This window comes from Nocardia sp. NBC_00511 (assembly GCF_045161165.1).
Taxonomy (GTDB): Bacteria; Actinomycetota; Actinomycetes; order Mycobacteriales; family Mycobacteriaceae; genus Nocardia.
On sequence record NZ_CP107849.1, the window covers coordinates 5258092 to 5279729 of the forward strand.

The 21638-nt window shown below is 67.1% G+C and carries 22 protein-coding genes and 1 pseudogene; 12 read left to right on the top strand and 11 right to left on the bottom strand.

Annotated features, from left to right (window positions below; translation table 11 throughout):
• Window positions 1-147 precede the first annotated feature (147 nt).
• Window positions 148-1383 (bottom strand): adenylyltransferase/sulfurtransferase MoeZ, encoded by a 1236-nt coding sequence (gene moeZ / locus OG300_RS24695; protein WP_405485402.1) that lies wholly within the window; start codon window positions 1381-1383, stop codon window positions 148-150.
• 84 nt (window positions 1384-1467) lie between these two features.
• Window positions 1468-2655, bottom strand: a complete 1188-nt coding sequence (locus OG300_RS24700; RefSeq protein WP_405485404.1) for a DUF3152 domain-containing protein — start codon at window positions 2653-2655, stop codon at window positions 1468-1470.
• A gap of 262 nt (window positions 2656-2917) precedes the next feature.
• On the opposite strand from OG300_RS24700, the gene OG300_RS24705 reads away from it, so the two are divergent.
• Window positions 2918-3580 (top strand): TetR/AcrR family transcriptional regulator, encoded by a 663-nt coding sequence (locus OG300_RS24705; RefSeq protein ID WP_405485406.1) that lies wholly within the window; start codon window positions 2918-2920, stop codon window positions 3578-3580.
• A gap of 91 nt (window positions 3581-3671) precedes the next feature.
• Here OG300_RS24705 and OG300_RS24710 read toward each other — a convergent pair whose 3' ends face one another.
• The 3 genes from OG300_RS24710 to OG300_RS24720 all read right to left on the bottom strand — a co-directional run bounded on the left by OG300_RS24710 (window position 3672) and on the right by OG300_RS24720 (window position 5785).
• Window positions 3672-3899, bottom strand: coding sequence for a DUF3107 domain-containing protein (locus tag OG300_RS24710; RefSeq protein WP_405485408.1), 228 nt, complete (start codon window positions 3897-3899; stop codon window positions 3672-3674).
• Window positions 3900-4022: 123 nt separating this feature from the next.
• Window positions 4023-4724, bottom strand: coding sequence for a ferritin-like fold-containing protein (locus OG300_RS24715; RefSeq protein ID WP_405485410.1), 702 nt, complete (start codon window positions 4722-4724; stop codon window positions 4023-4025).
• Between the two features lie 26 nt (window positions 4725-4750).
• Complete coding sequence (locus OG300_RS24720; protein ID WP_405485412.1) at window positions 4751-5785, bottom strand: alpha/beta fold hydrolase; 1035 nt, start codon at window positions 5783-5785, stop codon at window positions 4751-4753.
• A gap of 523 nt (window positions 5786-6308) precedes the next feature.
• On the opposite strand from OG300_RS24720, the pseudogene OG300_RS24725 reads away from it, so the two are divergent.
• The 4 genes and pseudogenes from OG300_RS24725 to OG300_RS24740 form a co-directional block, all read left to right on the top strand.
• Window positions 6309-7814: pseudogene (locus tag OG300_RS24725) on the top strand (DEAD/DEAH box helicase); the annotation flags it as partial.
• Window positions 7815-9012: 1198 nt separating this feature from the next.
• Window positions 9013-10239, top strand: coding sequence for a hypothetical protein (locus OG300_RS24730; RefSeq protein WP_405485414.1), 1227 nt, complete (start codon window positions 9013-9015; stop codon window positions 10237-10239).
• 59 nt (window positions 10240-10298) lie between these two features.
• Complete coding sequence (locus tag OG300_RS24735; RefSeq protein ID WP_405485416.1) at window positions 10299-10913, top strand: acid phosphatase; 615 nt, start codon at window positions 10299-10301, stop codon at window positions 10911-10913.
• Window positions 10910-11389 (top strand): GNAT family N-acetyltransferase, encoded by a 480-nt coding sequence (locus tag OG300_RS24740; protein ID WP_405485418.1) that lies wholly within the window; start codon window positions 10910-10912, stop codon window positions 11387-11389. Before OG300_RS24735 ends, OG300_RS24740 begins: the two co-directional genes overlap by 4 nt.
• Window positions 11390-11483: 94 nt before the next feature.
• Here the strand turns inward: OG300_RS24740 and OG300_RS24745 are convergent, their stop codons facing one another.
• Window positions 11484-11921: a hypothetical protein gene (locus OG300_RS24745; protein ID WP_405485420.1), complete on the bottom strand. Its 438-nt coding sequence runs from the start codon at window positions 11919-11921 to the stop codon at window positions 11484-11486.
• A 275-nt stretch (window positions 11922-12196) separates the two neighbouring features.
• Between OG300_RS24745 and OG300_RS24750 the strand changes: the two genes are divergently transcribed.
• Both OG300_RS24750 and OG300_RS24755 read left to right on the top strand, forming a co-directional pair.
• Window positions 12197-13135, top strand: a complete 939-nt coding sequence (locus tag OG300_RS24750) for a diacylglycerol/lipid kinase family protein (protein WP_405485422.1) — start codon at window positions 12197-12199, stop codon at window positions 13133-13135.
• Between the two features lie 257 nt (window positions 13136-13392).
• Window positions 13393-13647, top strand: coding sequence for a WhiB family transcriptional regulator (locus OG300_RS24755; RefSeq protein WP_011211115.1), 255 nt, complete (start codon window positions 13393-13395; stop codon window positions 13645-13647).
• Window positions 13648-13881: 234 nt separating this feature from the next.
• On the opposite strand, the gene OG300_RS24760 is transcribed toward OG300_RS24755, so the two are convergent.
• Window positions 13882-15396 (bottom strand): sensor histidine kinase, encoded by a 1515-nt coding sequence (locus OG300_RS24760; RefSeq protein WP_405485424.1) that lies wholly within the window; start codon window positions 15394-15396, stop codon window positions 13882-13884.
• A 65-nt stretch (window positions 15397-15461) separates the two neighbouring features.
• Entirely contained in the window at window positions 15462-15677 is a 216-nt protein-coding gene (locus OG300_RS24765) for a biotin/lipoyl-binding carrier protein (protein WP_405485426.1), read from the bottom strand.
• Between the two features lie 91 nt (window positions 15678-15768).
• Between OG300_RS24765 and OG300_RS24770 the strand changes: the two genes are divergently transcribed.
• Window positions 15769-15843: a 50S ribosomal protein bL37 gene (locus OG300_RS24770; RefSeq protein WP_405498655.1), complete on the top strand. Its 75-nt coding sequence runs from the start codon at window positions 15769-15771 to the stop codon at window positions 15841-15843.
• Window positions 15844-15925: 82 nt separating this feature from the next.
• Here the strand turns inward: OG300_RS24770 and rsrA are convergent, their stop codons facing one another.
• A complete protein-coding gene (rsrA, locus tag OG300_RS24775) occupies window positions 15926-16183 on the bottom strand; it encodes a mycothiol system anti-sigma-R factor (RefSeq protein ID WP_405498656.1) in 258 nt (85 codons plus the stop codon).
• Window positions 16184-16227: 44 nt separating this feature from the next.
• Window positions 16228-16956, bottom strand: coding sequence for a sigma-70 family RNA polymerase sigma factor (locus OG300_RS24780; protein ID WP_405485428.1), 729 nt, complete (start codon window positions 16954-16956; stop codon window positions 16228-16230).
• Between the two features lie 317 nt (window positions 16957-17273).
• On the opposite strand from OG300_RS24780, the gene ybaK reads away from it, so the two are divergent.
• The 4 genes from ybaK to OG300_RS24800 all read left to right on the top strand — a co-directional run bounded on the left by ybaK (window position 17274) and on the right by OG300_RS24800 (window position 20688).
• Window positions 17274-17768: a Cys-tRNA(Pro) deacylase gene (ybaK, locus tag OG300_RS24785; protein ID WP_405485430.1), complete on the top strand. Its 495-nt coding sequence runs from the start codon at window positions 17274-17276 to the stop codon at window positions 17766-17768.
• Window positions 17769-17923: 155 nt separating this feature from the next.
• A complete protein-coding gene (locus OG300_RS24790) occupies window positions 17924-18463 on the top strand; it encodes a MarR family winged helix-turn-helix transcriptional regulator (protein ID WP_405485433.1) in 540 nt (179 codons plus the stop codon).
• Window positions 18464-18534: 71 nt separating this feature from the next.
• Window positions 18535-20151 (top strand): MDR family MFS transporter, encoded by a 1617-nt coding sequence (locus tag OG300_RS24795; RefSeq protein ID WP_405498657.1) that lies wholly within the window; start codon window positions 18535-18537, stop codon window positions 20149-20151.
• A gap of 237 nt (window positions 20152-20388) precedes the next feature.
• Complete coding sequence (locus tag OG300_RS24800) at window positions 20389-20688, top strand: hypothetical protein (RefSeq protein ID WP_405485435.1); 300 nt, start codon at window positions 20389-20391, stop codon at window positions 20686-20688.
• 132 nt (window positions 20689-20820) lie between these two features.
• On the opposite strand, the gene OG300_RS24805 is transcribed toward OG300_RS24800, so the two are convergent.
• The gene (locus OG300_RS24805) at window positions 20821-21588 is read right to left on the bottom strand and encodes an SOS response-associated peptidase (RefSeq protein ID WP_405485437.1); all 768 of its coding nucleotides are present in this window, start codon (window positions 21586-21588) and stop codon (window positions 20821-20823) included.
• Window positions 21589-21638 lie beyond the last annotated feature (50 nt).

Genomic DNA, 21638 nt, shown 5'->3' on the forward strand with positions numbered 1-21638 from the left:
GCGCCGGACAACCGACCGCTCGGGATTAACTCGGGTGTAGCCCTCGCTGACGCGGTTGAGCAGCGGGTTCGGAGCTGTTGGCCCCGAACCCGATTCGCGATCGATACCCGTGGACGCGGTTAGCTCGCACCCACGGATCGTGATAGCTCAGTACACCGGCAGTGACGGATCCACCTGGTTGGCCCAGGCGATGATGCCGCCCTGGAGATGGGTGGCATCGGAGAAGCCCGCGTTCTTCAACGCCGCGAGGGCTTCCGCGGAACGGATACCGGTCTTGCAGTGCAACACGATCGGCGTGTTCTGCGGCAGTTCGGCCAGTGCCTCGCCGGACAGGATGCGGTCCTTGGGAATCAGGGTCGCGCCCTCGATGCGGACGATGTCCCATTCCACCGGTTCGCGCACGTCGATGATGGCGACGTCCTTGCCCGCGTCGAGCATCTCCTTGAGCTCGCGCGCGGTGACGGTGGACCCGATCGCGGCGGCCTGACCCTCCTCCGACACCACGCCGCAGAACGCGTCGTAGTCGATGAGCTCGGTGATCGGCTCGCGCGCGGGATCGCGGCGCAGCTTGATGGTCCGGTAGGTCATGTCCAGTGCGTCGTAGACCATGAGACGGCCCAGCAGCGGGTCGCCCATGCCGGTCAGCAGCTTGATCGCCTCGGTCACCATGATCGAGCCGATGGACGCGCACAGCACGCCCAGCACGCCGCCCTCGGCGCAGGACGGGACCATGCCCGGCGGCGGGGCCTCCGGGTAGAGATCGCGGTAGTTGATGCCGCGACCGTCGGGGGCGTCCTCCCAGAAGACCGAGACCTGGCCCTCGAAGCGGTAGATGGAACCCCACACGTACGGTTTGCCCGCCAGCACCGCCGCGTCGTTGACGAGGTAGCGGGTGGCGAAGTTGTCGGTGCCGTCGACGATCAAGTCGTATTGACGGAAAAGCTCGATGGCGTTGTCGGGTTCGAGCCGAATCTTGTGCAGCTCCACGTTGATTCCGGAATTGATCTCCAGAATCGAGTCGCGGGCGCTGTCCGCCTTGGAACGGCCGATATCGGACTCGCCGTGAATGATCTGCCGCTGCAGGTTCGAGGCGTCGACCTCGTCGAACTCCACGATGCCGAGCGTGCCGACCCCGGCGGCGGCCAGATACAGCAGGGCGGGCGAACCCAGGCCACCGGCGCCGATCACCAGCACTCGGGCGTTCTTCAGACGTTTCTGCCCGTCCATCCCGAGATCCGGAATGATCAGGTGACGGCTGTAGCGGGCGACCTCGTCCCGGGTCAGCTCCGCGGCCGGCTCCACCAGGGGCGGCAGGGAGGGATGCGATGCGGTCACGACTTGCAGACTCCTCAGTAAGAATTCGCCGGATACTCGCGCGGCCATAGCTGCAACACCGCGGATCGGGGCGTTCTTCCCAAGCCTAGGCGCGGCCCCGGAACCGCTGATCTCCGGGCCGCGCGCCCCTGCTCAGGACCGCGGGTACGGCCAGGGATTGAAGCGGCAGGTCTTGCCGTCCATCGGGACCACGCCCTCGGGATCCAGCTTGGCGATGTCGTTGTTCCTGGTGCCGAAGGTCTGCTGCATCATCACCGGGGCCAGGCCGCCCTCGGTCTCGCAGGGTTGATGCTCGTGATAGCCGATGGCGTGCCCGACCTCGTGGTTGATCTGGTACTGCCGGTAGGAACCGACGTCGCCCTCGAAGGCCAGCGCGCCGCGCACCCAGCGCACCTCGGAGAGCACCACGCGGTCGAGATCGGCGTTGTAGCAGGAGGAGTCGACCGGGATCTCGAAACCGCAGGACTTGCGCGTGGTGTCGCGCGAGGTGAGCGAGATGCGGAAGTCCGGATTGCCGGTGTCGACGCGGCGGAACGCGAAGCGCGGATCATGGGTCCACGACTTGGGATTGGCGAGGGTGGCGTCGATCATCTTGCCGATGGCGTCGTCGCCGCCGAGGCTCGCGGTGTCCATCCCGTCCTCGATCTCGACGGTGTAGTTGAAGACGTGCTCGCTGCCGGTGCCGACCTGGGCGGTGGTGCCGGGCACCACGTGCCAGACTCCCTTACCGGTATCGGTGTACGGGCCGCCGCCGGGAACCGCTCCGGTGGGCAGATTCTCGGCGAACTTGCCGTCGCCGCGGGGCGCGCCACCGATGATGCCGCTGGGCTTGTCACTGTGCTCGCTGAGACGGCCGAAACCGGGCAGGCCCGCGGCGTCGCCGCCGGTGTGGCGCAGCGCGTCGACGCCGACCAGCACGGTGATCACCAGCAGCACGGGCAGGGCGTAGGCGCGCCAGCCATAGGTGGAAACGAAACGTCCCAGGGCGCTTTGCTTCTTGGTTTCGCGGTCCGGGCGCGGGCGGGTCTTGGCGTCGACGGGCGGCGCGGTGGGGTCCCAGCGGGCACGTAATGGCTGGTGCGGCAGGGGAATCGGATCCTCGGTCACGATGGTGGCGGGCACCAGCGCGCTCGATTCCGAAGCGGGAGATACCGACTGGCCGGTTTGTGGCGTGGTGGGGCCGGAGTACAGACCGAGCGGATCGTAAACCGGTCCGGTCGGTCTCCCCCGGCGTGTGCTTCCGGCGGCCTTCGGGCCATCGGCCGCCACGGGGCGGCGTGAATCGCGTCCGCCGGAATTACTGCCCCCAAGGTCGGTCACGCCTGACAGACTCTCACAGTGCGGCGCACAGCACTCACGGGCCGTGGCAGCTGTCCGTATTGCTGCGAGATATCTCACGCCAAAGCGGCACAGCTCACAAATCGGAACATGTGCTACACAGTTGTGATCGGGCTCGCATAATCGAAGCATCGAGCACATCAGAATTCGGAACCTGGATCGGCATCGGGCCAGTGGGCGAGTATCGTCCATGGGATACCCGGTCGACATCCTCCCCGCCGGGAATCAACTGGGAGAAAAGGAAATGACTGACCTCGTGGACCGGATGACTTCGCAACGAATGTCTTCCGAGGCCATGCCGAGCAAGCGCGGAACCCGCCTGCCCCGCGAGGCGCGGCGCGCGCAGCTACTCGCAGCGGCCAGCGAGGTATTCGTGCTACGTGGCTATCACGCCTCGGGCATGGACGAAATCTCTCACTGTGCCGGGGTCAGCAAACCCGTGCTCTACCAGCACTTCTCGAGCAAGCTGGAGCTCTACCTCGCCGTCCTGCAGAACTACGTCGACGCCCTGGTGTCGAGCGTGCGCCAGGCGCTGCGCTCCACCACCGACAACAAGCAGCGCGTCCGCGCCGCGGTGCAGGCCTACTTCGACTTCGTCGATCACGAAACCCAGGGCTTCCGACTGGTTTTCGAATCCGATCTGACCAACGAGCCGCAGGTGCAGCGCCGGGTCGAACAGGCCACCGAGGCCTGCGTCGACGCCGTCTTCGACCTGGTGGCACACGACTCCGGACTCGACCCCTACCGGGCCCGCGTGCTCGCGGTCGGCCTGGTCGGCGCCAGCCAACTCAGCGCCCGCTACTGGCTCGAAGCCGACCGCCCGATCACCAAGGACGACGCCGTCGACACCACCGTCCAGCTCTGCTGGGGTGGACTGTCGCACGTGCCGCTGCATCCGCTGGAATGACAAACCAGACATAAAGACCAAAAAGATTGCCCCGCCGAGCTACTCGGCGGGGCAATCTTTTTCGTACGGTCAGGCAGCGGGGCAGCCTGAGTCACACAGCGGCGAAGCCGACGCGACCCGAGGATGCGGCGCCGATCTCGACGTACGCCACCTTGTTGGCCTGGATCAGGAACTTGCGGCCCTTCTCGTCGGTCAGCGAAACCACGCCGCCATCACCCTGGAGCGCACCGGTCACCAGCGCCTCGACCTCGGCGGGGGTCTGCGAGCTGTTGATGACGAGCTCACGCGGGCTATCCGAAATGCCGATCTTGACCTCCACGGCCAACCTCCGAACCTAGAGTCCTGTGCTGTCTTGATCAGGTTAGTGGAGCCGCGACACCGCCCGACGGGGACCGCCTGCGCTGTCAGCGAACACCTGCCGGCCGACGATGGGAGCGGGCGCTCAGCTCAGGCCGAGGACGTGCATGCGCTCGGCATGGCTGTTCTGCATGTGCTCGAACAGGGTCGCGATGCCGTTCAGATCACCGGTCGCGGTGAGCACCAGCTCGGTGAGCTCGTCGCGCTGCGCCATCACGTACTGCGCCTGGGTGATGGCCTCACCCAGCAGGCGACGACCCCACAGCGCGAGGCGGTCGCGCTCGGAACGGTTCTGCGCCACCGCGGTTCGCACCTCTTCGATGACGAACTCCGAGTGGCTGGTCTCGGCGAGCACATCGCGCACCACGTCGGCGACCTCGGGAGCCAGGGCGCCGGCGATCTCGGTGTAGAAGTCGGCGGCGATGCCGTCACCGACGTAGAACTTGACCATCGACTCCAGCCAGGTGGAGGGGTCGGTGGAGGCGTGATAGGCGTCCAGCGCCCGCACGAACGGGGCCATCGCGTCGAACACGTCGGCGCCACGATCGGCCAGCGCCAGTTCGAGGGTGCCGAAGTGGTCCATCTCGTTGGCGGCCATCTTCGCGACCGCGACCTTGCCGCGCAGCGTCGGCGACAGCTTGGCCTCCTCGGCCAACCGATAGAAGGCGGAGATCTCACCGTAGGCGAGGACCGCGAACAGATCGGTCACCCCCGGATGCTCACCGGCGATGAGGTTTTCGGAGGACGCCTCGGCGCGCGCGACTGACTCTGTGGACTGTGCTCCCATGGCTCACACCCTAGTCGTTCGCGTGGTCAGGCGAGGTCGCGCAGGAACTTGTCCAGGTAGGTCCACGTGGTGTCGCGCGCGGTGAGAATGCCCAGGTGAGAACCGGCGGAGGTCTCGTAGCGAACCTGTGAGGAACCGGTGAGGGTCCGCAGTCCGTGCTCCACCGCGGCGGCCGGGGTGATGACGTCGGTCGGGCCGCCGACCAACAGCACCGGGGCGGTCACGTCGGCCAGCGCGATCTCGCGCGCGCCCAGGTGCACCACGCCCTTGCCGATGTCGTTGTTCAACATGAACCGGCCCCACAGCTGGTTGTAGAAACGCCCCGGATAACCGGGCAGCGAATTCTGGAACCGGTCGATGGTCTCCATTCGGGCAAGCGTCGCGGTATCCGTGAGATTGCTGGCAATGAAGTAGGGCCGCTTGATTTCCCGATCCCACGCGGTGGCGCGGTAGGCGACGCGGGTCAGCCGCGCCGACACGCCGCCGACCGCGCGGATCGCGGTGGTGGCGGTGCGGCCGCCGTCGATGCGGGCCAGCGCGCGCAGTTCGCGCACCCCGAGCATGTGGTCGTAGCTCAGCGGCGCGCCGACCGCGGTCACCGAGCGGATCGGCAGCGCCTGATCGGCGGCGGCGGTCAGCAGGGCGAGCACGCCACCCAGCGACCAGCCGACCAGATCCACCGGACGGCCACCACGATCGGCGGAGACCTGGCGGACGGCCTCGGGCAGGATGTCGTCGATCCAGTCCTCGAAGCCCATGCGGCGGTCCTCGAAGGTGATGTCGCCGTAGTCGACCAGATAGGGGGCGCGGCCGCTGTCCACCAGGAAGCGGGCCAGGCTCTGATCGGGGCGCAGATCGAAGCAGAAGGCCGGGGCCGCGAGCGGCGGCACCAGCAGCACGGCGGGCGCGTCGGGGCTCGCGCCGTCGTAGCGGCGCAGTTCGCGGTGCGGGGCGTCGGACAGTACCGTCGACGGTGTCGGTTCGGGCGCCGCGATGCCGTCGCCGAAGGTCAGGGCCCACGCATTGCGCGCGGCGAGGGTCACGGTGTCTGCCAAGCTCACGGGATCACTGTGACAGATAGTGCTACACGGTGTATCACCCATGTGAGCAACTCAACTGCGGACCGTCGAGTACGGTTCACCGCTACACACGAATTCCCGTGCGGCGCAATCCTTAACGGCAATGCGAATCCGATCGACACCGGTACGCCCGCGTCCGATAAGCGCACCTACCAGGGCAATAACGTACGCTATTAGCGGTGGCGGAAATCAGGGCGAAGCCCGTATCACGCTACAATCTCCGCGGACAGCGGAAATTTCGCCCGAACGAGTTTGCCGATCACGCGTGAACCCGGGCTCGATGCCCGTAGTCCATGGAAAATGTGCGCGCACTCCGATCCGCAGCACTGCACCGCCGCGCCAGGTCGACGCCCATCCACCGGACAGGCATCCCGCAGCGGCGAGAAACCGGATCAAGTGGTCGTCGCGGGCCGTCCGGGTCCGCCCCACGCCTCGTGCGCGCGAGACGCGATAAACGAGGAAAGGCAAGAACCTGAGCAAGATCACTGTTGAGCAGGAACCCGGTGTGGCCGACACGCTGCTCACCGCGGAACTCGACGACACCCACACCGCGCCCACCTTCGCCGAATTGAACGTGAACCCGCAGATCGTGCGGGCACTGTCCGAAATCGGCATCGAACGCACCTTCGCGATCCAGGAACTCACCCTGCCGCTCGCGCTGGCCGGCGAGGACCTCATCGGCCAGGCCCGCACCGGCATGGGCAAGACGTTCGGCTTCGGCGTGCCGCTGCTGCACCGCATCGCCAGCGACACCTCCGGCACCAAGGCCCTCGACGGCACCCCGCGCGCACTGGTCATCGTGCCCACCCGCGAACTCTGCATGCAGGTCACCTCGGACCTCGAGAACGCCGGCAAGCACCTGCACGACACCACCGGCACCAAGGTGCGCATCACCTCGATCTACGGTGGCCGCCCCTACGAGTCGCAGATCGAAGCGCTGCGCTCCGGCATCGACGTGGTCGTCGGCACCCCTGGCCGCCTGCTGGATCTGGCCGAACAGCAGCATCTGATCCTCGGCAAGGTCGAGGTGCTGGTGCTCGACGAGGCCGACGAAATGCTCGACCTGGGCTTCCTGCCCGATATCGAGCGCATCCTGCGGATGGTTCCCGATCAGCGCCAGACCATGCTGTTCTCGGCGACCATGCCCGGCCCGATCATCACCCTGGCCCGCACGTTCCTCAACCGGCCCACGCACATTCGGGCCGAGGAGCATCACGAGTCCGCGGTAACCGACCGCATCGAGCAGTTCGTGTACCGGGCGCACGCGCTCGACAAGAGCGAGCTGGTCGCCCGCATTCTGCAGGCCGAAACCCGCGGCGCCACCATGATTTTCGCGCGCACCAAGCGGACCGCGCAGAAGGTCGCCGACGATCTGGCCGAACGCGGCTTCGCCGTCGGCGCGGTACACGGCGACCTGGGGCAGATCGCCCGTGAGAAGGCGCTCAAGAAGTTCCGCGAGGGCAAGATCGACGTGCTGGTCGCCACCGACGTGGCCGCCCGCGGCATCGACATCGACGACGTCACCCACGTCGTCAACTACCAGTGCCCCGAGGACGAGAAGACCTACGTGCACCGCATCGGCCGCACCGGCCGGGCGGGCAAGACCGGCGTCGCCGTCACCCTGGTCGACTGGGACGAGCTGCACCGCTGGGCCTCCATCGACAAGGCCCTCGAGCTCGGCAAGGCCGAACCGGTCGAAACGTACTCGCGCTCCCCGCACCTGTACGCGGAACTCGGCATCCCCGAGGGCATCACCGGCGTCATCCGCAAGCACACCCCCGCCCGCGAGGACGACGACGCGGTCGTGGTGGAACGCGAACGCCGCGCCCCCCGCAATCGCAACCGCCGTCGCACCCGCGGCGGGCAGGGCGAGGGCGAAGTTTCGACGGTCGTCACCGAAACCGTTGCCGCCGAGCCGAATTCGAGCGAGGGCGAGGGCGAGAAGTCCGGTCGCCGCAAGCGTCGCCGCCGTCGCGGCCGGGGTGGCGCGGACGCCGTCACGCCGGTGAACGGCAGCGAGAACCACAGCACCGCAACGGATTCCGACACCCAGGACGCCGACGCGACCGATTCCGGCAGCGGCTCCGGCCGCTCTCGCCAGCGCAACCGTCGCGGCGGGCGCAACGGCAACCAGGTCGAGATCGCCGCCACCGGGACCGAGGGCCTCGAGTCGGCCGAGAGCTCGAACGGCGCTGCCGCCGATTCGGCCGCGGTCGTCACCGACGATGCCGGTCACGAAGGTGGGCGCAAGCGCACCCGTCGGGGCGGACGCAACGGCGCTGTCGCCGAGCAGAGTTCGGCATCGGCCGAGGCACCGGCGGTCGCCGTCGTCGCGAACAACGATGTCGTGGTCACCGCTGACGTCGTCGCGAGCAACGGCAATGGCGCGCACGTCGCCGCCGAGGCCGAGGCGCCGGTGGCGCGCAAGCGCACCCGTCGTACCACCGCCGCGACCGAGGACACCGCGGTCGCACCGACCGAGGTTGTCGCCGGGGTCGAAGCGAGCGCACCCGCCAAGCGCACCCGTCGCACCACCAAAGCGGTCGAGGCAGACGCCGAATCCGGTACGGCCGCAACCATTTCCGAGGCCGACACCCCTGCCGAAGCCGTGCTGAAGGCCCCGGCCAAGCGCGTCCGCAAGCCGAAGGTCGCCGAAGTCGAGGCCGCGGAACCGACTGTCGCCGCCGAGGCTCCGGCCGAGGCGCCCGCGAAGAAGGCTCCGGCCAAGCGGACCCGCAAGGCCGTCGCCGAGCCGGTCGTCGAGGCCGCCGAAGTGACCGAAGCGCCGAAGAAGCGGGCGCCGCGCAAGAAGGCGGCCGCGGCCGAGGTCACCGCCGAAGCGACCGAGGCTGTCGAGGCCGAAGCGCCGAAGGCCGCCCCGCGCAAGCGGACCCGCAAGGTCGTCGAGACCGAGGTGGTCGTGGCGGAGGCGACTCCCCCGAAGAAGACGGTGAGCCGTACCCGCAAGGCCGCCACCGAGTCGAACGGTGAGGCCGCGACTTCGGTTGCGGCGGAGGAGGCTCCGGTCAAGCGTCCGCGCCGCCGCAAGGCCGACGTCGACGCCGAAGCGGTCGCCGCCTCGGCATAACCGGTCTCCACGCTCTGCCCTGCTGTCTCGGCGACTGCCGCCGGGACAGCAGGGCAGAGTTTTCGGTCCCGCCGTGGTTGCCGCCTCGGCGTAGCGGGCCGGATCGGCTAGTCTCGCTGTCGTGCTCGCACCCGAGCGGCGGACACGCGCCGATCTACTCACCGCTGTCGCGATCGCCGCTGTGGTGGCGATCGTGACGGTCGTGGTGGTGCTGACCAGCGATGTGCGCGGCACCCAGTCGCAGACTGCCGCGCATACCCTGGCGTCGCCGACCACACCGGAATCACTGCCAAGCGCCTACAAGGAGTTGTGGAGCGCCGCCGACGGGGCGACCACGCGATCGCTGGCGGTGGGCGGGGTCGCCATCACCGCGGACGGCGGGACCGTGTCCGGGCGCGATCCGAAGACCGGCGCGCAGGTGTGGAAGTACCAGCGGGATATACCTTTGTGCGCGGCCGACATGCAGTTCGGGACGGTGACCGCCACCTACCGCGATCAGCGCGGGTGCAGTCAGACCACGCTGTTGAACGCGGAATCCGGGTCGCGGATCGCGGCCCGCTCCAGCTATATGGACGACACGGTGACGCTGTCGCCGGACGGCACCTACATGCTGGCGACGGGACCCGACCGGATGGAGGTGTGGCGGTCGGATCTGGTGCGCACCCTGGAATACGGGTACGTCGACGCCCCGGTGAACCCGCACACGCAGCCGCGCCCCGATTGCAAGCTGCTCTCGACGGCGTCCGCGCCCACCCGGGTGGCGGTGCTGGAGCGCTGCCCCAAGGACGATGCCGATCGGCTCTCGATCCTGAATCCGGCGCCCAAGGACGGCACCGTGCCCGAGGAGTACAGCTCGCATGTGCTCAACGAGCCCGGCGGCGCGGTGGACGGCGCGCGCGTGGTGGCGGTGGCCGACAGCCGCATCGCCCTCTACCTGCCCGGGACGCCGACCACGCCGCCCGCGCTGACGGTCTACGACGTCAACGGCAATCTCGTTGGCACCCATCAGCTTTCGGCTCCGTTCACGGCCGAGGCGATGGTCATCCACCTGTCGACGGGGTTCTTCGTGTTCACCGGCGACTCGCTGATCGCGCTCAACGCCGCCACCCTCGACCCGCTGTGGGGCAGCCCGAAGGTGCTGGGCACCCCGGCCCTGGTGTCGGGTCAGCTGCTGGTGCCGGTAGCTGACGGCGTCGCCGTGCTGGATCCCGCCACCGGTGCGCAGACCTCGCGAATCCCGGTGGCGCGCAGCGACTATCACGGCCAGGGCATTTCGCTGGCCGCGGTCGGCACCACCCTGCTGGAACGGCGCGGCACCAACCTCTACGCTCTCGGTTCCACTTCCTGACGTCGCGACCGACCCGGCAGTGACGCCGGATCCCCGACCGTCCGGCATGATTCTGGTTCATGAGCGGTGGCGAATTCCGGCTGATATTGCTGCGACACGGGGAAACGGCGTGGTCGGCGGCGCGGCGGCACACGGGCCGCACCGATGTTCCGCTCACCGATATCGGTGAGGCGCAGGCCCGGGCGGCCGGAAAACAGCTGGCGGGCATGGATTTGCGCAATCCGCTGGTGTTCAGCAGCCCGCGGCGGCGCGCGGTGCACACCGCGGAACTGGCCGGGCTGACCGATGTGATCATCGACGACGACCTGGTCGAATGGGATTACGGCTCCTACGAGGGGCTCACCACCGTGGAGATCGATCGGATGGATCCCGGCTGGACCATCTGGACCGGCGTCACCCCCGAAGGCGAAACCGCCGAGCACGTCCGCAAGCGCGCCGATCAGGTGCTGGCCACCGTCATCCCGGAACTGTCGACCCGCGACGTGGTGCTGGTCGGGCACGGTCACTTCTCCCGTGCGCTGATCGCCCGCTGGGCCGAGTTCGAGGTGGTCGAGGGCCGCCGATTCTTCATGTCCACGGCCGCGGTTACCGTACTCGGACACGATCACCAGGCGCGGACCGTGCTCGCGCACAACCTGGTTCCGCCGCTCGACCCGCAGGAGGCCGCTCGATGATCCGCCGTGCCACCCCGGCCGACGTACCCGCGCTGGTGCAGCTGGTCCGCGATCTCGCCGAATACGAGCAGGCGCTCGACGAATGCCTGCTCACCACAGCGCAGTTGGAGACCGCGCTGTTCGGACCGGACCGCGCGCTCTACGCGCACGTGGCCGAGACCGATCACGGCGTGGTCGGCTGCGCCATCTGGTTCCTGAACTTCTCGACCTGGAAGGGCGTGCACGGGATCTTCCTCGAGGATCTCTACGTTCAGCCCGAGGCGCGCGGCCGCGGCCTGGGCCGGGATCTGCTGGCGACGCTGGCACGCGAGGCAGTCGAGCGTGGGTACGCGCGGGTCGACTGGTCGGTGCTGACCTGGAACAAGCCGTCGATCGATTTCTACGAGTCGATCGGCGCGGAGCATCAGCACGAGTGGACCGGTTACCGGCTCAGCGGTTCCGCCCTGGAACGGCTCGCGAGCCACGCCGACGACTGAGCACCACCTGAATTGTCCTGGACGAGCGCCCGCTCACCTAAGTTCGGTGAGCGGGCGAAAATCGCTCCACGGTCCGTTCAGCGCGCAGTAAGCGCTACTCCCCCGGCAGCCCGTACCCGGCGGCCATCCACCGGTTCGACGCCGGTGCGAACAGTGCGCCCAGCGTCACCACCGCCACCAGACCCAGCGGCACCGCCAGATCCGGGCGATCCGACGTCACCATGAAGTACGCGACGCCGAGCAGCAGCAGCTGGGTCAGCACCGCGATGGCCCGCCCCCAGCGCTTCCCGCGCACCAGACTGATCCCCGCGGCCAGCACCGCACCACCGACGATGGCGGCGTATGCGGCGGTCAGATAGCTGTTCTTCGGACTCTGCGCGGCACCGTCCACGCCCACGATCACCAGCACGATCGCCGCCACCAGACCCAGCGCGCCCTCGAACGCGACCAGCCATCCGGCCACCCGCACGGTGCGCGGCACCTCGTCGATCACGGCAGCCGGATCCTCGCCGCCACTGTTCTGCTCAGCCACCCGCCCAGCCTACGACCGAGCGTCGTTGCCAGCGCACTCCGCACCGTTAACACTCAGTGCGACACAGTGATAACACCAGCCAAAACCCCCTCTTCCCAGCAGAAACCATTCCCAGATATCAGTTATGAACTGGCACTTCAGGTTCGCGGCCCGTCTCGTTCTGGACTGCGGCTCCGCCTCTCGAGTGGGGGAGCGAAGCGGAGGAACGGAGGAGGGAAGAACGAGACATGGGGGCCGCGAACCCGCCGGAGCGAAGCGGAGGCAAAATAAACACCGTGCGGACGTTGCTGATCGTGAACCCGAATGCCACTTCGACCACTCGGTCAACTCGCGATCTGCTTGCCCACGCACTCGAAAGCCGCACTCAGCTGACAGTCCGACAAACCGAGCATCGCGGGCACGCCGCCGAATTGGCGCGCTGGGCTGCGGACACTCGAATGGATTTGATCGTGGTGCACGGCGGGGACGGGACCGTCAACGAGACGATCAACGGATTTCTGCCGCTGCCCGGTCAGCAGCAACGCGATTGGCTGCCGCGACTGGGTGTGATTCCCGGTGGTTCGGCGAATGTGTTCGCGCGGTCGCTGGGCATCGAACCGGATCCGGTGACGGCCGCCAATCAGCTCATCGACCTGCTCGCCGACGCCGCGGATCGCCGGATCGGCCTGGGTGTCGCCGATGATCGCTGGTTCCTGTTCAGCGCGGGCGTGGGCCTGGACGCCGATGTCTGTGAGGCGATCGACGCCAAGCGCGCGAACGGCAAGTCCGCCACTCCGGCCCGCTATCTGCGGACCACGATCAATCAGTTCTTCCGGGCCAAACGCCGGGCTCCCCAAGTGCGCCTGGACATTCCGGGTCACGAACCGGTCACGGACGTGCATTACGCATTCGTGACCAACGCCAGTCCCTGGACCTTTCTCGACAACACGCCCGTCGTCACCAACCCCGGGACCACCTTCGAATCCGGTCTCGGGGTGTTTGCCATGCGCACCATGAGCGTGGTTCCGACCCTGCTGGTCGCCCAGCAGCTGCTGGCCCCCAATGGGGATCCCAAGGGCCACAAATTGTTTCGTGAGGACGACGTTGCGGCCGTCCGGGTCACCGCCGACGAGCCGATCGGGTTGCAAATCGACGGCGACTTCATCGGTCGGCGCAACATGGTGAATTTCACAGCCGTCCCGGATATCCTCGATGTGGTCGCGCCGAAGCCCTAGCCGGTTCGACACACCTGAGTACTATCGCTGTTGCGCTGCGAAAACCCGCTCAACCGAGTACAAATGACACGGCGGACCCCCATGTAGGGGTCTTACAGCGTGAGCTTCCCCACGGTGCACCAGGTATCTATTGACATCTACGGTGTTCGTGAAAGCATTCACAAGCAACCGTGCGGAAACATTCGAGTCGCACAAGTGAACGGACCACAAACCTAAGGGGCAGCGCCATGCGCGCGCCCTAGCAAAGGAGCAGAGGAATGGACTGGCGCCACAAGGCCATCTGTCGCGACGAGGACCCCGAGCTGTTCTTCCCGGTGGGAAACAGCGGTCCTGCGCTCGCGCAGATTGCCGATGCCAAGCTGGTCTGCGCTCGCTGCCCTGTCACTGCCGATTGCCTGTCCTGGGCCCTGAAGTCGGGCCAGGACGCCGGCGTGTGGGGCGGTATGAGCGAAGACGAGCGTCGGGCGCTGAAGCGCCGCAACGCGCGCACGCGCACCCGCACCGTCGTCTGACCAGCTAGAAGACGACAGGCGTCACGACCGAAACCAGCCTCTCGGTCGCGACGCAATTCGGCCCGGCACCAATACAGGTGCCGGGCTTCTGTGTCTCTGAACCAACTTTCGGAACTTTCTTCCCCCAATTCCCGTTCAACGAGATTCGGGCTTTTCGAACGAAAGTTCGGGTGACGGAAATCGCCGCGCAGTTAAGCGATGATGCTCATCGCAGTTATGTGCGTGGCGAATTATTCAGCGGGCTGAACGGCGGCCCAGCGGGACGCGCAGGACGGCGTCGGTGCCGACGTCCGCGCCAGGGTGCAGACCGATGGAGCCGCCCAATTCGGCGGTCACCAGGGTTCGCACGATTTGCAGGCCCAGGCGGTCGGAGGCCTCCAGGCTGAAACCGTCGGGCAGGCCGCGGCCGTCGTCGCTGATGATCACGTCGAGCCAGCGCGCCGAACGCTCGGAACGGATTGTGACCGTACCGTTTTCACCTGCGTCGAAGGCGTGCTCGATGGCGTTCTGCACCAGTTCGGTGAGCACCATGACCAGGGGGGTTGCGCGTTCGGCGGAGAAAACTCCCAGCGAACCCGCGCGGCGCACCTTGATCCGGGCGGTGTGGACGGTGGCGACGTCGGCCATTATCGGCAGCAGGCGGTCCACCACCTCGTCCAGATCGACCTCTTCGTCAACCGACATGGACAACATTTCGTGCACCGACGCGATGGAGGTCACCCGGCGCACCGATTCGGTCAGCGCCAGTCGCGCCTCCTCGTTCTCGGTGCGGCGGGCCTGCAGGCGCAGCAGCGCGGCCACCGTCTGCAGGTTGTTCTTCACCCGGTGGTGGATCTCGCGGATGGTGGCGTCCTTGGACAGCAGGGCGCGATCGCGGCGCTTCACCTCGGTCACGTCGCGGACCAGGACCGCGGCCCCGGCCAGCTCGCCGTGCGGGCGCAGCACCAGGGTGCGCAGCAGCACGGTCGCACCGCGCGCCTCGACTTCCATTCGGCGCCCGGCCTTTCCGGCCAGGGCCGCCTGGATGTCGCCGACCACCTCCTGCGCGTCGAACGGATCGGTGATCAGCGAGCGGGTGGTGAGCGCCAGATCCTGGCCGACCAGATCGTTCTGCAGACCCATGCGGTGATAGGCCGACAGGGCGTTGGGGCTGGCGTAGACGACGGTGCCCTCGGTGTCGAGGCGGATGAAACCGTCGCCCGCGCGCGGGCTGGAGTGCGCGCCGGTGCGGTCCTCGAGCGCGGGCCAGGTGCCGTCCGCGACCATCTGGCACAGGTCGTCGGCGCAGGCCATGTAGGCGATCTCGAGGCTGGAACGCATCTTTCGGCGCTGCGTATCGGTGTCGCGGCCGAGGATGGCGATGACATGATCACCGACCCGCACCGGGATGGCCTCGCGCATGGCGTGCACCGGATGCGGGTGGTAGACCCCGGTCAGTGCGGTGTCGGCGTCCGAACGCGCGATCTCGGCGGTGAGCAGCGCATCGAAGATCTGCGGGTGCGCCTCCTTGGTGGCCACCGAGCCGACCAGGTCCTCCTGGTGCACGGTCGGGGCCGTGGTGGGGCGGGCCTGGGCCACGCAGACCACCCCCGCGCCCTCGCTGACCGGACCGGTACCCACCCACAGCAGCAGATCAGCGAACGAAAGGTCCGCCAGCAGCTGCCAATCGCCCACCACCCGCTGCAGATGATCCACGGCCGCACCCGGTAGATCGGTGTGTTCGGCCAGTAGCTCGCTCAGTGTCGACATTCACCCACGCTCCTCTGTTCCCACGTCGGGTGTATGTTCCCACGCGCGGTGGGCAGGTCTCGCTTCTAGGCGATGACGGCGATCAGGTCGCCGGGCTGGAGCACGTCGCCGGGGGCCACATTGATGGAGCTGACGGTGCCGGGGCCCTCGACGATGACGGGGATCTCCATCTTCATGGACTCGAGCATGATGACCGCGTCGTCGGCCTTCACCTCGTCGCCGACCGAGACCAGGATCTCCTGAACGGTCGACACCATCTCCGCCCGCACTTCCTCAGCCATGAACACCTCTCGCATCGAGTGAGCCTGTAGCCCCTGAAGGTACAGCCAACCACACGTGAAAGAATGGCGACCGACTGAAGGGAGATTACCTATGGGTAAGCGTGGACGTAAGAAGAAGAGCCGTCGTAAGAACGGTGCGAACCACGGCAAGCGGCCTAACGCTTGAGCTGCGGTTCCTAGCTCGAAACCTGCTGAGCGGCACCACTTCCCATCGGGAAAGGGTGCCGCTCAGCTGTATATATATTGTCCTATTCGCCGGTTTCGGCGACCTGCGTGTAGCTGGTGCGGATCTCCAGGGTCAACCGCTGCCGCAACGAGTCCGGGGCCCGGTCGCCACCGCACTTGCGGTTGAGCAGCGACTTGAGCTTCTCCTCGAGACCGTAGGCCTCGATGCACGGAGAGCACCGGTCGATGTGCTCGCGCAGGCGAGCCTTGGCGGTGTCGTCGCACTCGTTGTCCAGCAGCAGCCAGACATCGGCGAGCACCGCCGAGCAGTCCAGATCCATCTCGGAGTCGTGGCTCTTTTCGCCCCGCTCCTGCCCACCGGTGCTCACTGGGTTACCTCCTGGCGCGCGTCACTACCCGATCGGTTGAAGCCACGCTCGCGCGCCACATCCGCGAGCAGGCCCTTGAGTTGCTTACGCCCGCGGTGCAACCGGGACATGACGGTGCCGATGGGCGTACCCATGATCTCGGCGATCTCCTTGTAGGGGAAGCCCTCCACGTCGGCGTAGTACACCGCCATCCGGAATTCCTCGGGCAGCGACTGCAGCGCCGTCTTGATGTCGTCGTCGGGCAGTGCCTCCAGCGCCTCCATCTCCGCCGAGCGCAGGCCCTGGGAGGTGTGTTCGGCGGTGGCGGCGAGCTGCCAGTCGGTGATCTCGTCGGTCGGGTACTGCGCGGGTTGGCGCTGCTTCTTCCGATACGAGTTGATGTAGGTGTTGGTGAGGATCCGGTACAGCCACGCCCGCAGGTTGGTGCCCTCCCGGAAGGACTTGAAGCCCTGGTAGGCCTTGGCGAAGGTCTCCTGCACGAGATCCTCGGCGTCGGCCGGATTGCGCGTCATCCGCAGTGCCGCGCCGTAGAGCTGATCCAGCAGCGGCAGGGCGTCACGCTCGAATCGCGCGGCCAGTTCAGCGGTGGATTCGGTGCTGCGCACCCCGGGTTCGCCATCCCCGTCGTCGTAGTCGACCGCCTGGTCGTCCCCGGCGCCGATGCCCTGACCCGTCTCCGAGTCGTCATCGCGCAGGCGATCGACCGTATCGTCGTCGCTCGTCACGCTAATCCCTTCGATCGCCGTAGCATTCGAATCTACCGCGAACAGGGATTCGGCCAGGAAACCGGCCGGGGGCGCGACGTATACGGCTCCCCTGCGCAACTGGAGCGGCCCGGTCCGCACCGGGGGCTCTTCGACCAACACGGTCACCCGACTCCTCCTTCGTGAATGAATGTCTCTGCCCGGCAACCGTGGGCCCTGCGGTTGCTGTCAGGTGTGTAAGCGGTGCAACAGGGCGGGCGGTCACCCTGTTCCCGGTCGCGGGCGCGACGGTCGCGAGGTGGCGGAAATCGGTTGCGCGGGCTGGTTAGTGTGAGCCCATGGCTGCTGCTTCCACCCCCGCGATCAAGGCTCTGGTGCAGGCGCGGGTCGAGCATCGGGTGCACGCGTATTCCCATGACCCACGCCATGATTCGTACGGCGCGGAGGCGGTGGCGGCGCTCGGCGACGCTCTCGGGGTGAGCGCCGGGCAGATCTTCAAGACCCTCGTCATCGAGCTCGGTTCGGGTGCGCTGGCGGTGGCGGTTCTGCCGGTGCCGACCACGCTGTCGTTGAAGGCGGCGGCCGCGGCGCTGGGCGGCGGCAAGGCCGCGATGGCCGACAAGGCGAAGGCCGAGCGTACGACCGGCTATGTGCTGGGCGGGATTTCGCCGCTGGGGCAGAAGAAGCGATTGCCGACGGTGGTGGACGTTTCGGCGCTGGAGTGGGACCGGGTGCTGTGCAGTGCGGGCAAGCGCGGGCTGGAGATCGAGCTCGCCCCGGCCGATCTGGTACGCCTCACGGCTGCCGTGACCGCCCCGGTTGCAGTGTCCTGACCTGCGGTTTCAGGTATGAGTGAGCGCACTCGAGGTGAGCGGAGACACATCCTCCGGAAATAACTTGCCACAGGGCAAGTAAATCGGAATACTTGCGCGGTACAACTAGTTGATGACTACAAGCAGTTGATCCACGCAAGGAGGTGTGACCGACCATGACCGATGACCCGGCGAAAGACGACCTCGCCGACGAACTCCTCGACACCATCGGCTTCCAGATCGGCCGCCTGAGCAAGCTGCGCGACCGCACCAACGTCCAGATCGCCGCCGCCACCAACGGCGAGATCGAACCGGCCGCGTTCGCCATCCTGTTCCAGCTGATCCACTGCGGGCCCATCCGCTCGGGTGTGCTCGCCGAGGCGCTCTACTCCGACGCCTCCACCATCAGCCGGCAGGTCGCCGGGCTCGTCAAGCGCGGACTCATCGAACGCCGGGCCGATCCGGCCGACGGACGGGTCAGCGTGCTGGCGATCACCGACGCGGGCCGCGCGGTCGCCACCCAGATCCGGATCCGGCGCAACGAGGCGCTGGGCCAGGTGATGCGCGACTGGACGCCCGCCGAACGGGACACCTTCTCGCAACTGCTGGTCCGCTTCATCGACGGCTACGAGGTCAATCGTCAGCACATGCTGAACGACCTCTCCGGCCACAAAGACCTCCAATCGTATTACGCACCCCCGGAGAACAACTCGTGACAACGCAAACGGAAGTGGTGAAGCCGGAAGTCAATTCGGCCGGATTCACCCACAAGCAGATCCTGGTCATCATGAGCGGCCTGATGCTGGGCATGCTGCTGGCGGCCCTCGATCAGACCATCGTCTCGACCTCGATCCGCACCATCGCCGATGAGCTGCACGGCTATTCGGCGCAGGCGTGGGTGACCACCGCCTACCTGATCACCTCGACGCTGGCCACGCCGCTCTACGGCAAGCTGTCGGACATGTACGGCCGCAAGCCGTTCTTCCTGGCGGCCATCTCGATCTTCATCGTCGGCTCGCTGGCCTGTTCGATGGCGACCTCGATGTACCAGCTCGCCGGTTTCCGCGCCTTCCAGGGCCTGGGCGCGGGCGGTCTGATGTCGCTGGCGCTGACCATCATGGGCGACATCGTTTCGCCCCGTGAGCGTGCTCGCTACCAGGGCTACTTCCTGGCCGTGTTCGGCACCTCGAGTGTCATCGGCCCGGTCATCGGCGGCATCCTGTCGGGCGCCGACAGCATCGCCGGTGTCACCGGCTGGCGCTGGGTGTTCCTGGTGAACGTGCCCGTCGGCCTGGTCGCGCTGGCCGTGGTGACCCGCGTGCTGAAGCTGCCCAAGCGCGAGAGCACGAAGGTGGCGGTCGACTGGATGGGCATCCTGGCCCTCGCCGTCGGCATGGTGCCGCTGCTGGTGGTCGCCGAGCAGGGCCGCGAATGGGGTTGGACCAGCGGACACGCGCTGTTCTGCTACATCCTCGGCGGTGTCGGTGTGGCCGCGTTCATCGCGGTGGAAGCCAAGCTCGGCGATGCCGCGCTGATCCCGCTGCGCATGTTCAAGAACTCGACTTTCGCTCTGGGCGTTGTGATTTCGGTGGTGGTCGGTGCGGCCATGTTCGGTGGCATCACGCTGCTGCCGCAGTACCTGCAGGTGGTCCAGGGTGCGAGCCCGACCAAGGCCGGTCTGCTGATGCTGCCGCTGGTGGCGGGCATGATGACCGGTTCCATCCTGGCCGGTCAGCTGATCTCGCGGACCGGACGCTACAAGTACTTCCCGCCGATCGGCGCGGCGCTGCTGACCACGGGTCTGTTCCTGCTGCACTACGTGTCCGCGGACACCGCGCTGTGGGTCGTCATGATCTTCATGGCCATCACCGGTTTCGGCCTCGGCAACCTGATGCAGCCGCTGACCCTGGCACTGCAGAATGCCTTGCCGCCCAAGGACATGGGCGTGTCCACCGCGGCCGCGACCTTCTTCCGGCAGATCGGCGGCACCCTGGGTGTGGCGGTGTTCCTGTCGGTGCTGTTCACGCAGCTGGCGCCGAACATCACCACCTCGCTGGAGCACGCGGCGACGCAGCCGGCGTACTCGCAGGCCATCCAGTCCGCCATGACGAGCGACAACCCGGTCGACAAGCAGGTGGCCACCGGTCTGATCCACAAGGATCCGGCGGTCGCGGGCCAGGTGCTCAACGACAGCTCGGTGATCCAGAAGCTGGATCCCACGCTGGCGCACCCGTTCAAGGAGGGCTTCGCGAACTCCATGGACTCGGTGTTCCTGGCGGTGGCCGTGGTGTCGCTGCTGGGCTTCATCCTGGTGCTGTTCTGGAAGGAAGTGCCGCTGCGTAGTGCGGGCGGCATCCAGGCCAACAAGGAAGCCGAAGTGAAGGCGGCCGCAGCCGCCGTGTGACGGTCCGACCGTGACGATCGAAGTGCCCCCGCTGTTTCGCAGCGGGGGCACTTCGCGTTCCGGTGCCGGGTTCGAAAGCGGATCGAGACACGGGAGTCGGACGCATTTCACAATTCGGGCGAATTTCTGTGAGTTACTTGGGAACGCGCAGTGAATCGAATGTGAGCTCGGCAGTAATAGCGAAAGCAGCGTTGTCCCTCCCGATCCGTTCGAACCCAAAGGATGTGATGCGGTTTCATGTCTAGCCATCGGCGTAACCCCCGGTCCGCCCGCACCGTCGCCGTCACCGGCGCCCTGCTGCTGGCCCTGGGCTCCGGTCCGTTGACAATGACCACCGCGACGGCCGCACCGGTGACAGCGGTGAACGGCCCGAGCTTCCCCGACCCGGGCGCACCGGGCGAGAAGCCCAAGAAGGACGAGCACCTCGACAAGGCCGACAAGCTCGGCGGCGGGGTGACCTCGAAGATCATCGATTTCATGGCCGACACCCTGAAGTGCACGCTGAACATCGCGCTGCCTTCGGTGAAGTGCGGCTAGGAACAAACTCTGGTAGATCCCGGGCCCCGCCGTTTTCCACAGCGGGGCCCGGTTGCAAGAGGCAGACAGTATTCACCCGGCGGGGGATGAAAGACCCTGGCCGCCAGTCGGATTCGGCCCTGCCCGATCGGTTCAGATCAGCGTGATCTGACCGGACTGTTCAGTCACCTTGCTCAAAAGTTCGGGACCGTTGTTCTTCACGCTGTTCACCAGCGACGGCACCTCGCGCAGCACGATGTCCGAAACCGCCTCCGCACCAGGGGTTTCCAGCAGTTCCTCCGGGGCCGGATGGTCCGGGTCGAGCCAGGCCGCCCAGTGTTCACGCGGCATCGGCAGCGGCATGCGGTCGTGGACCTTCGTCAGGTCGCCGACCGCGTCGGTGGTGAGGATGGTGCACGACAGCAAAGGTTTGGCATCGCCACCCTGCTCGCGGTCGCGCCAGACCGACCACAGGCCCGCCATGTAGAGGCGGCCGCCGTCGGCGCGAGCCATGAAATACGGCTTCTTGACGGCCTTTCCGAGTCCGTCGGTCTCGGTGACCCATTCGTACCAGCCGTCCATCGGGACCAGGCAGCGCCGCTTCTTGACCGCGTCCCGGAAGGAGGCGGTGGTCGCGGCCTTGTCGGCACGGGCGTTGAACAGGGGTTTGCCCTTCACCGGGACGCCCGGTTCGGCGGCCTTGGTCCAGGTCGGGATCAGGCCCCAGCGCATGGCGCGCACCCGCAGGGCGGCCGGGTCCTCGGGGTGGTCGCGGTCGTGCCGCTCGACCACGGTGAGCACCCGGTTGGTGGGCGCCACGTTGTAGTTGGGGTCGAAGCCCTTGTCGTCGGTCTCGTCGATGGCATCGAGCTCGACGGCCAGCGTGGCGGGATTCGTCGTCGTCGCATACCTACCGCACATGTCTGCCATGCTGCCATCGCTGACCGACAGTTTCGAGGCATCGGCGCTGT

Excerpts from the sequence above, each read along its gene's own strand:
- OG300_RS24805 (WP_405485437.1), bottom strand. The coding sequence starts at position 21,588 with ATGTGCGGTAGGTATGCGACGACGACGAATCCCGCCACGCTGGCCGTC.
- OG300_RS24795 (WP_405498657.1), top strand. The coding sequence starts at position 18,535 with ATGAGCGGCCTGATGCTGGGCATGCTGCTGGCGGCCCTCGATCAGACC.
- rsrA (WP_405498656.1), bottom strand. The coding sequence starts at position 16,183 with ATGGATCTGGACTGCTCGGCGGTGCTCGCCGATGTCTGGCTGCTGCTG.
- ybaK (WP_405485430.1), top strand. The coding sequence starts at position 17,274 with ATGGCTGCTGCTTCCACCCCCGCGATCAAGGCTCTGGTGCAGGCGCGG.
- OG300_RS24755 (WP_011211115.1), top strand. The coding sequence starts at position 13,393 with ATGGACTGGCGCCACAAGGCCATCTGTCGCGACGAGGACCCCGAGCTG.
- OG300_RS24735 (WP_405485416.1), top strand. The coding sequence starts at position 10,299 with ATGAGCGGTGGCGAATTCCGGCTGATATTGCTGCGACACGGGGAAACG.
- OG300_RS24715 (WP_405485410.1), bottom strand. The coding sequence starts at position 4,724 with ATGGGAGCACAGTCCACAGAGTCAGTCGCGCGCGCCGAGGCGTCCTCC.
- OG300_RS24790 (WP_405485433.1), top strand. The coding sequence starts at position 17,924 with ATGACCGATGACCCGGCGAAAGACGACCTCGCCGACGAACTCCTCGAC.
- OG300_RS24705 (WP_405485406.1), top strand. The coding sequence starts at position 2,918 with ATGACTGACCTCGTGGACCGGATGACTTCGCAACGAATGTCTTCCGAG.
- OG300_RS24800 (WP_405485435.1), top strand. The coding sequence starts at position 20,389 with ATGTCTAGCCATCGGCGTAACCCCCGGTCCGCCCGCACCGTCGCCGTC.
- OG300_RS24765 (WP_405485426.1), bottom strand. The coding sequence starts at position 15,677 with ATGGCTGAGGAAGTGCGGGCGGAGATGGTGTCGACCGTTCAGGAGATC.
- moeZ (WP_405485402.1), bottom strand. The coding sequence starts at position 1,383 with ATGGCCGCGCGAGTATCCGGCGAATTCTTACTGAGGAGTCTGCAAGTC.
- OG300_RS24740 (WP_405485418.1), top strand. The coding sequence starts at position 10,910 with ATGATCCGCCGTGCCACCCCGGCCGACGTACCCGCGCTGGTGCAGCTG.
- OG300_RS24760 (WP_405485424.1), bottom strand. The coding sequence starts at position 15,396 with ATGTCGACACTGAGCGAGCTACTGGCCGAACACACCGATCTACCGGGT.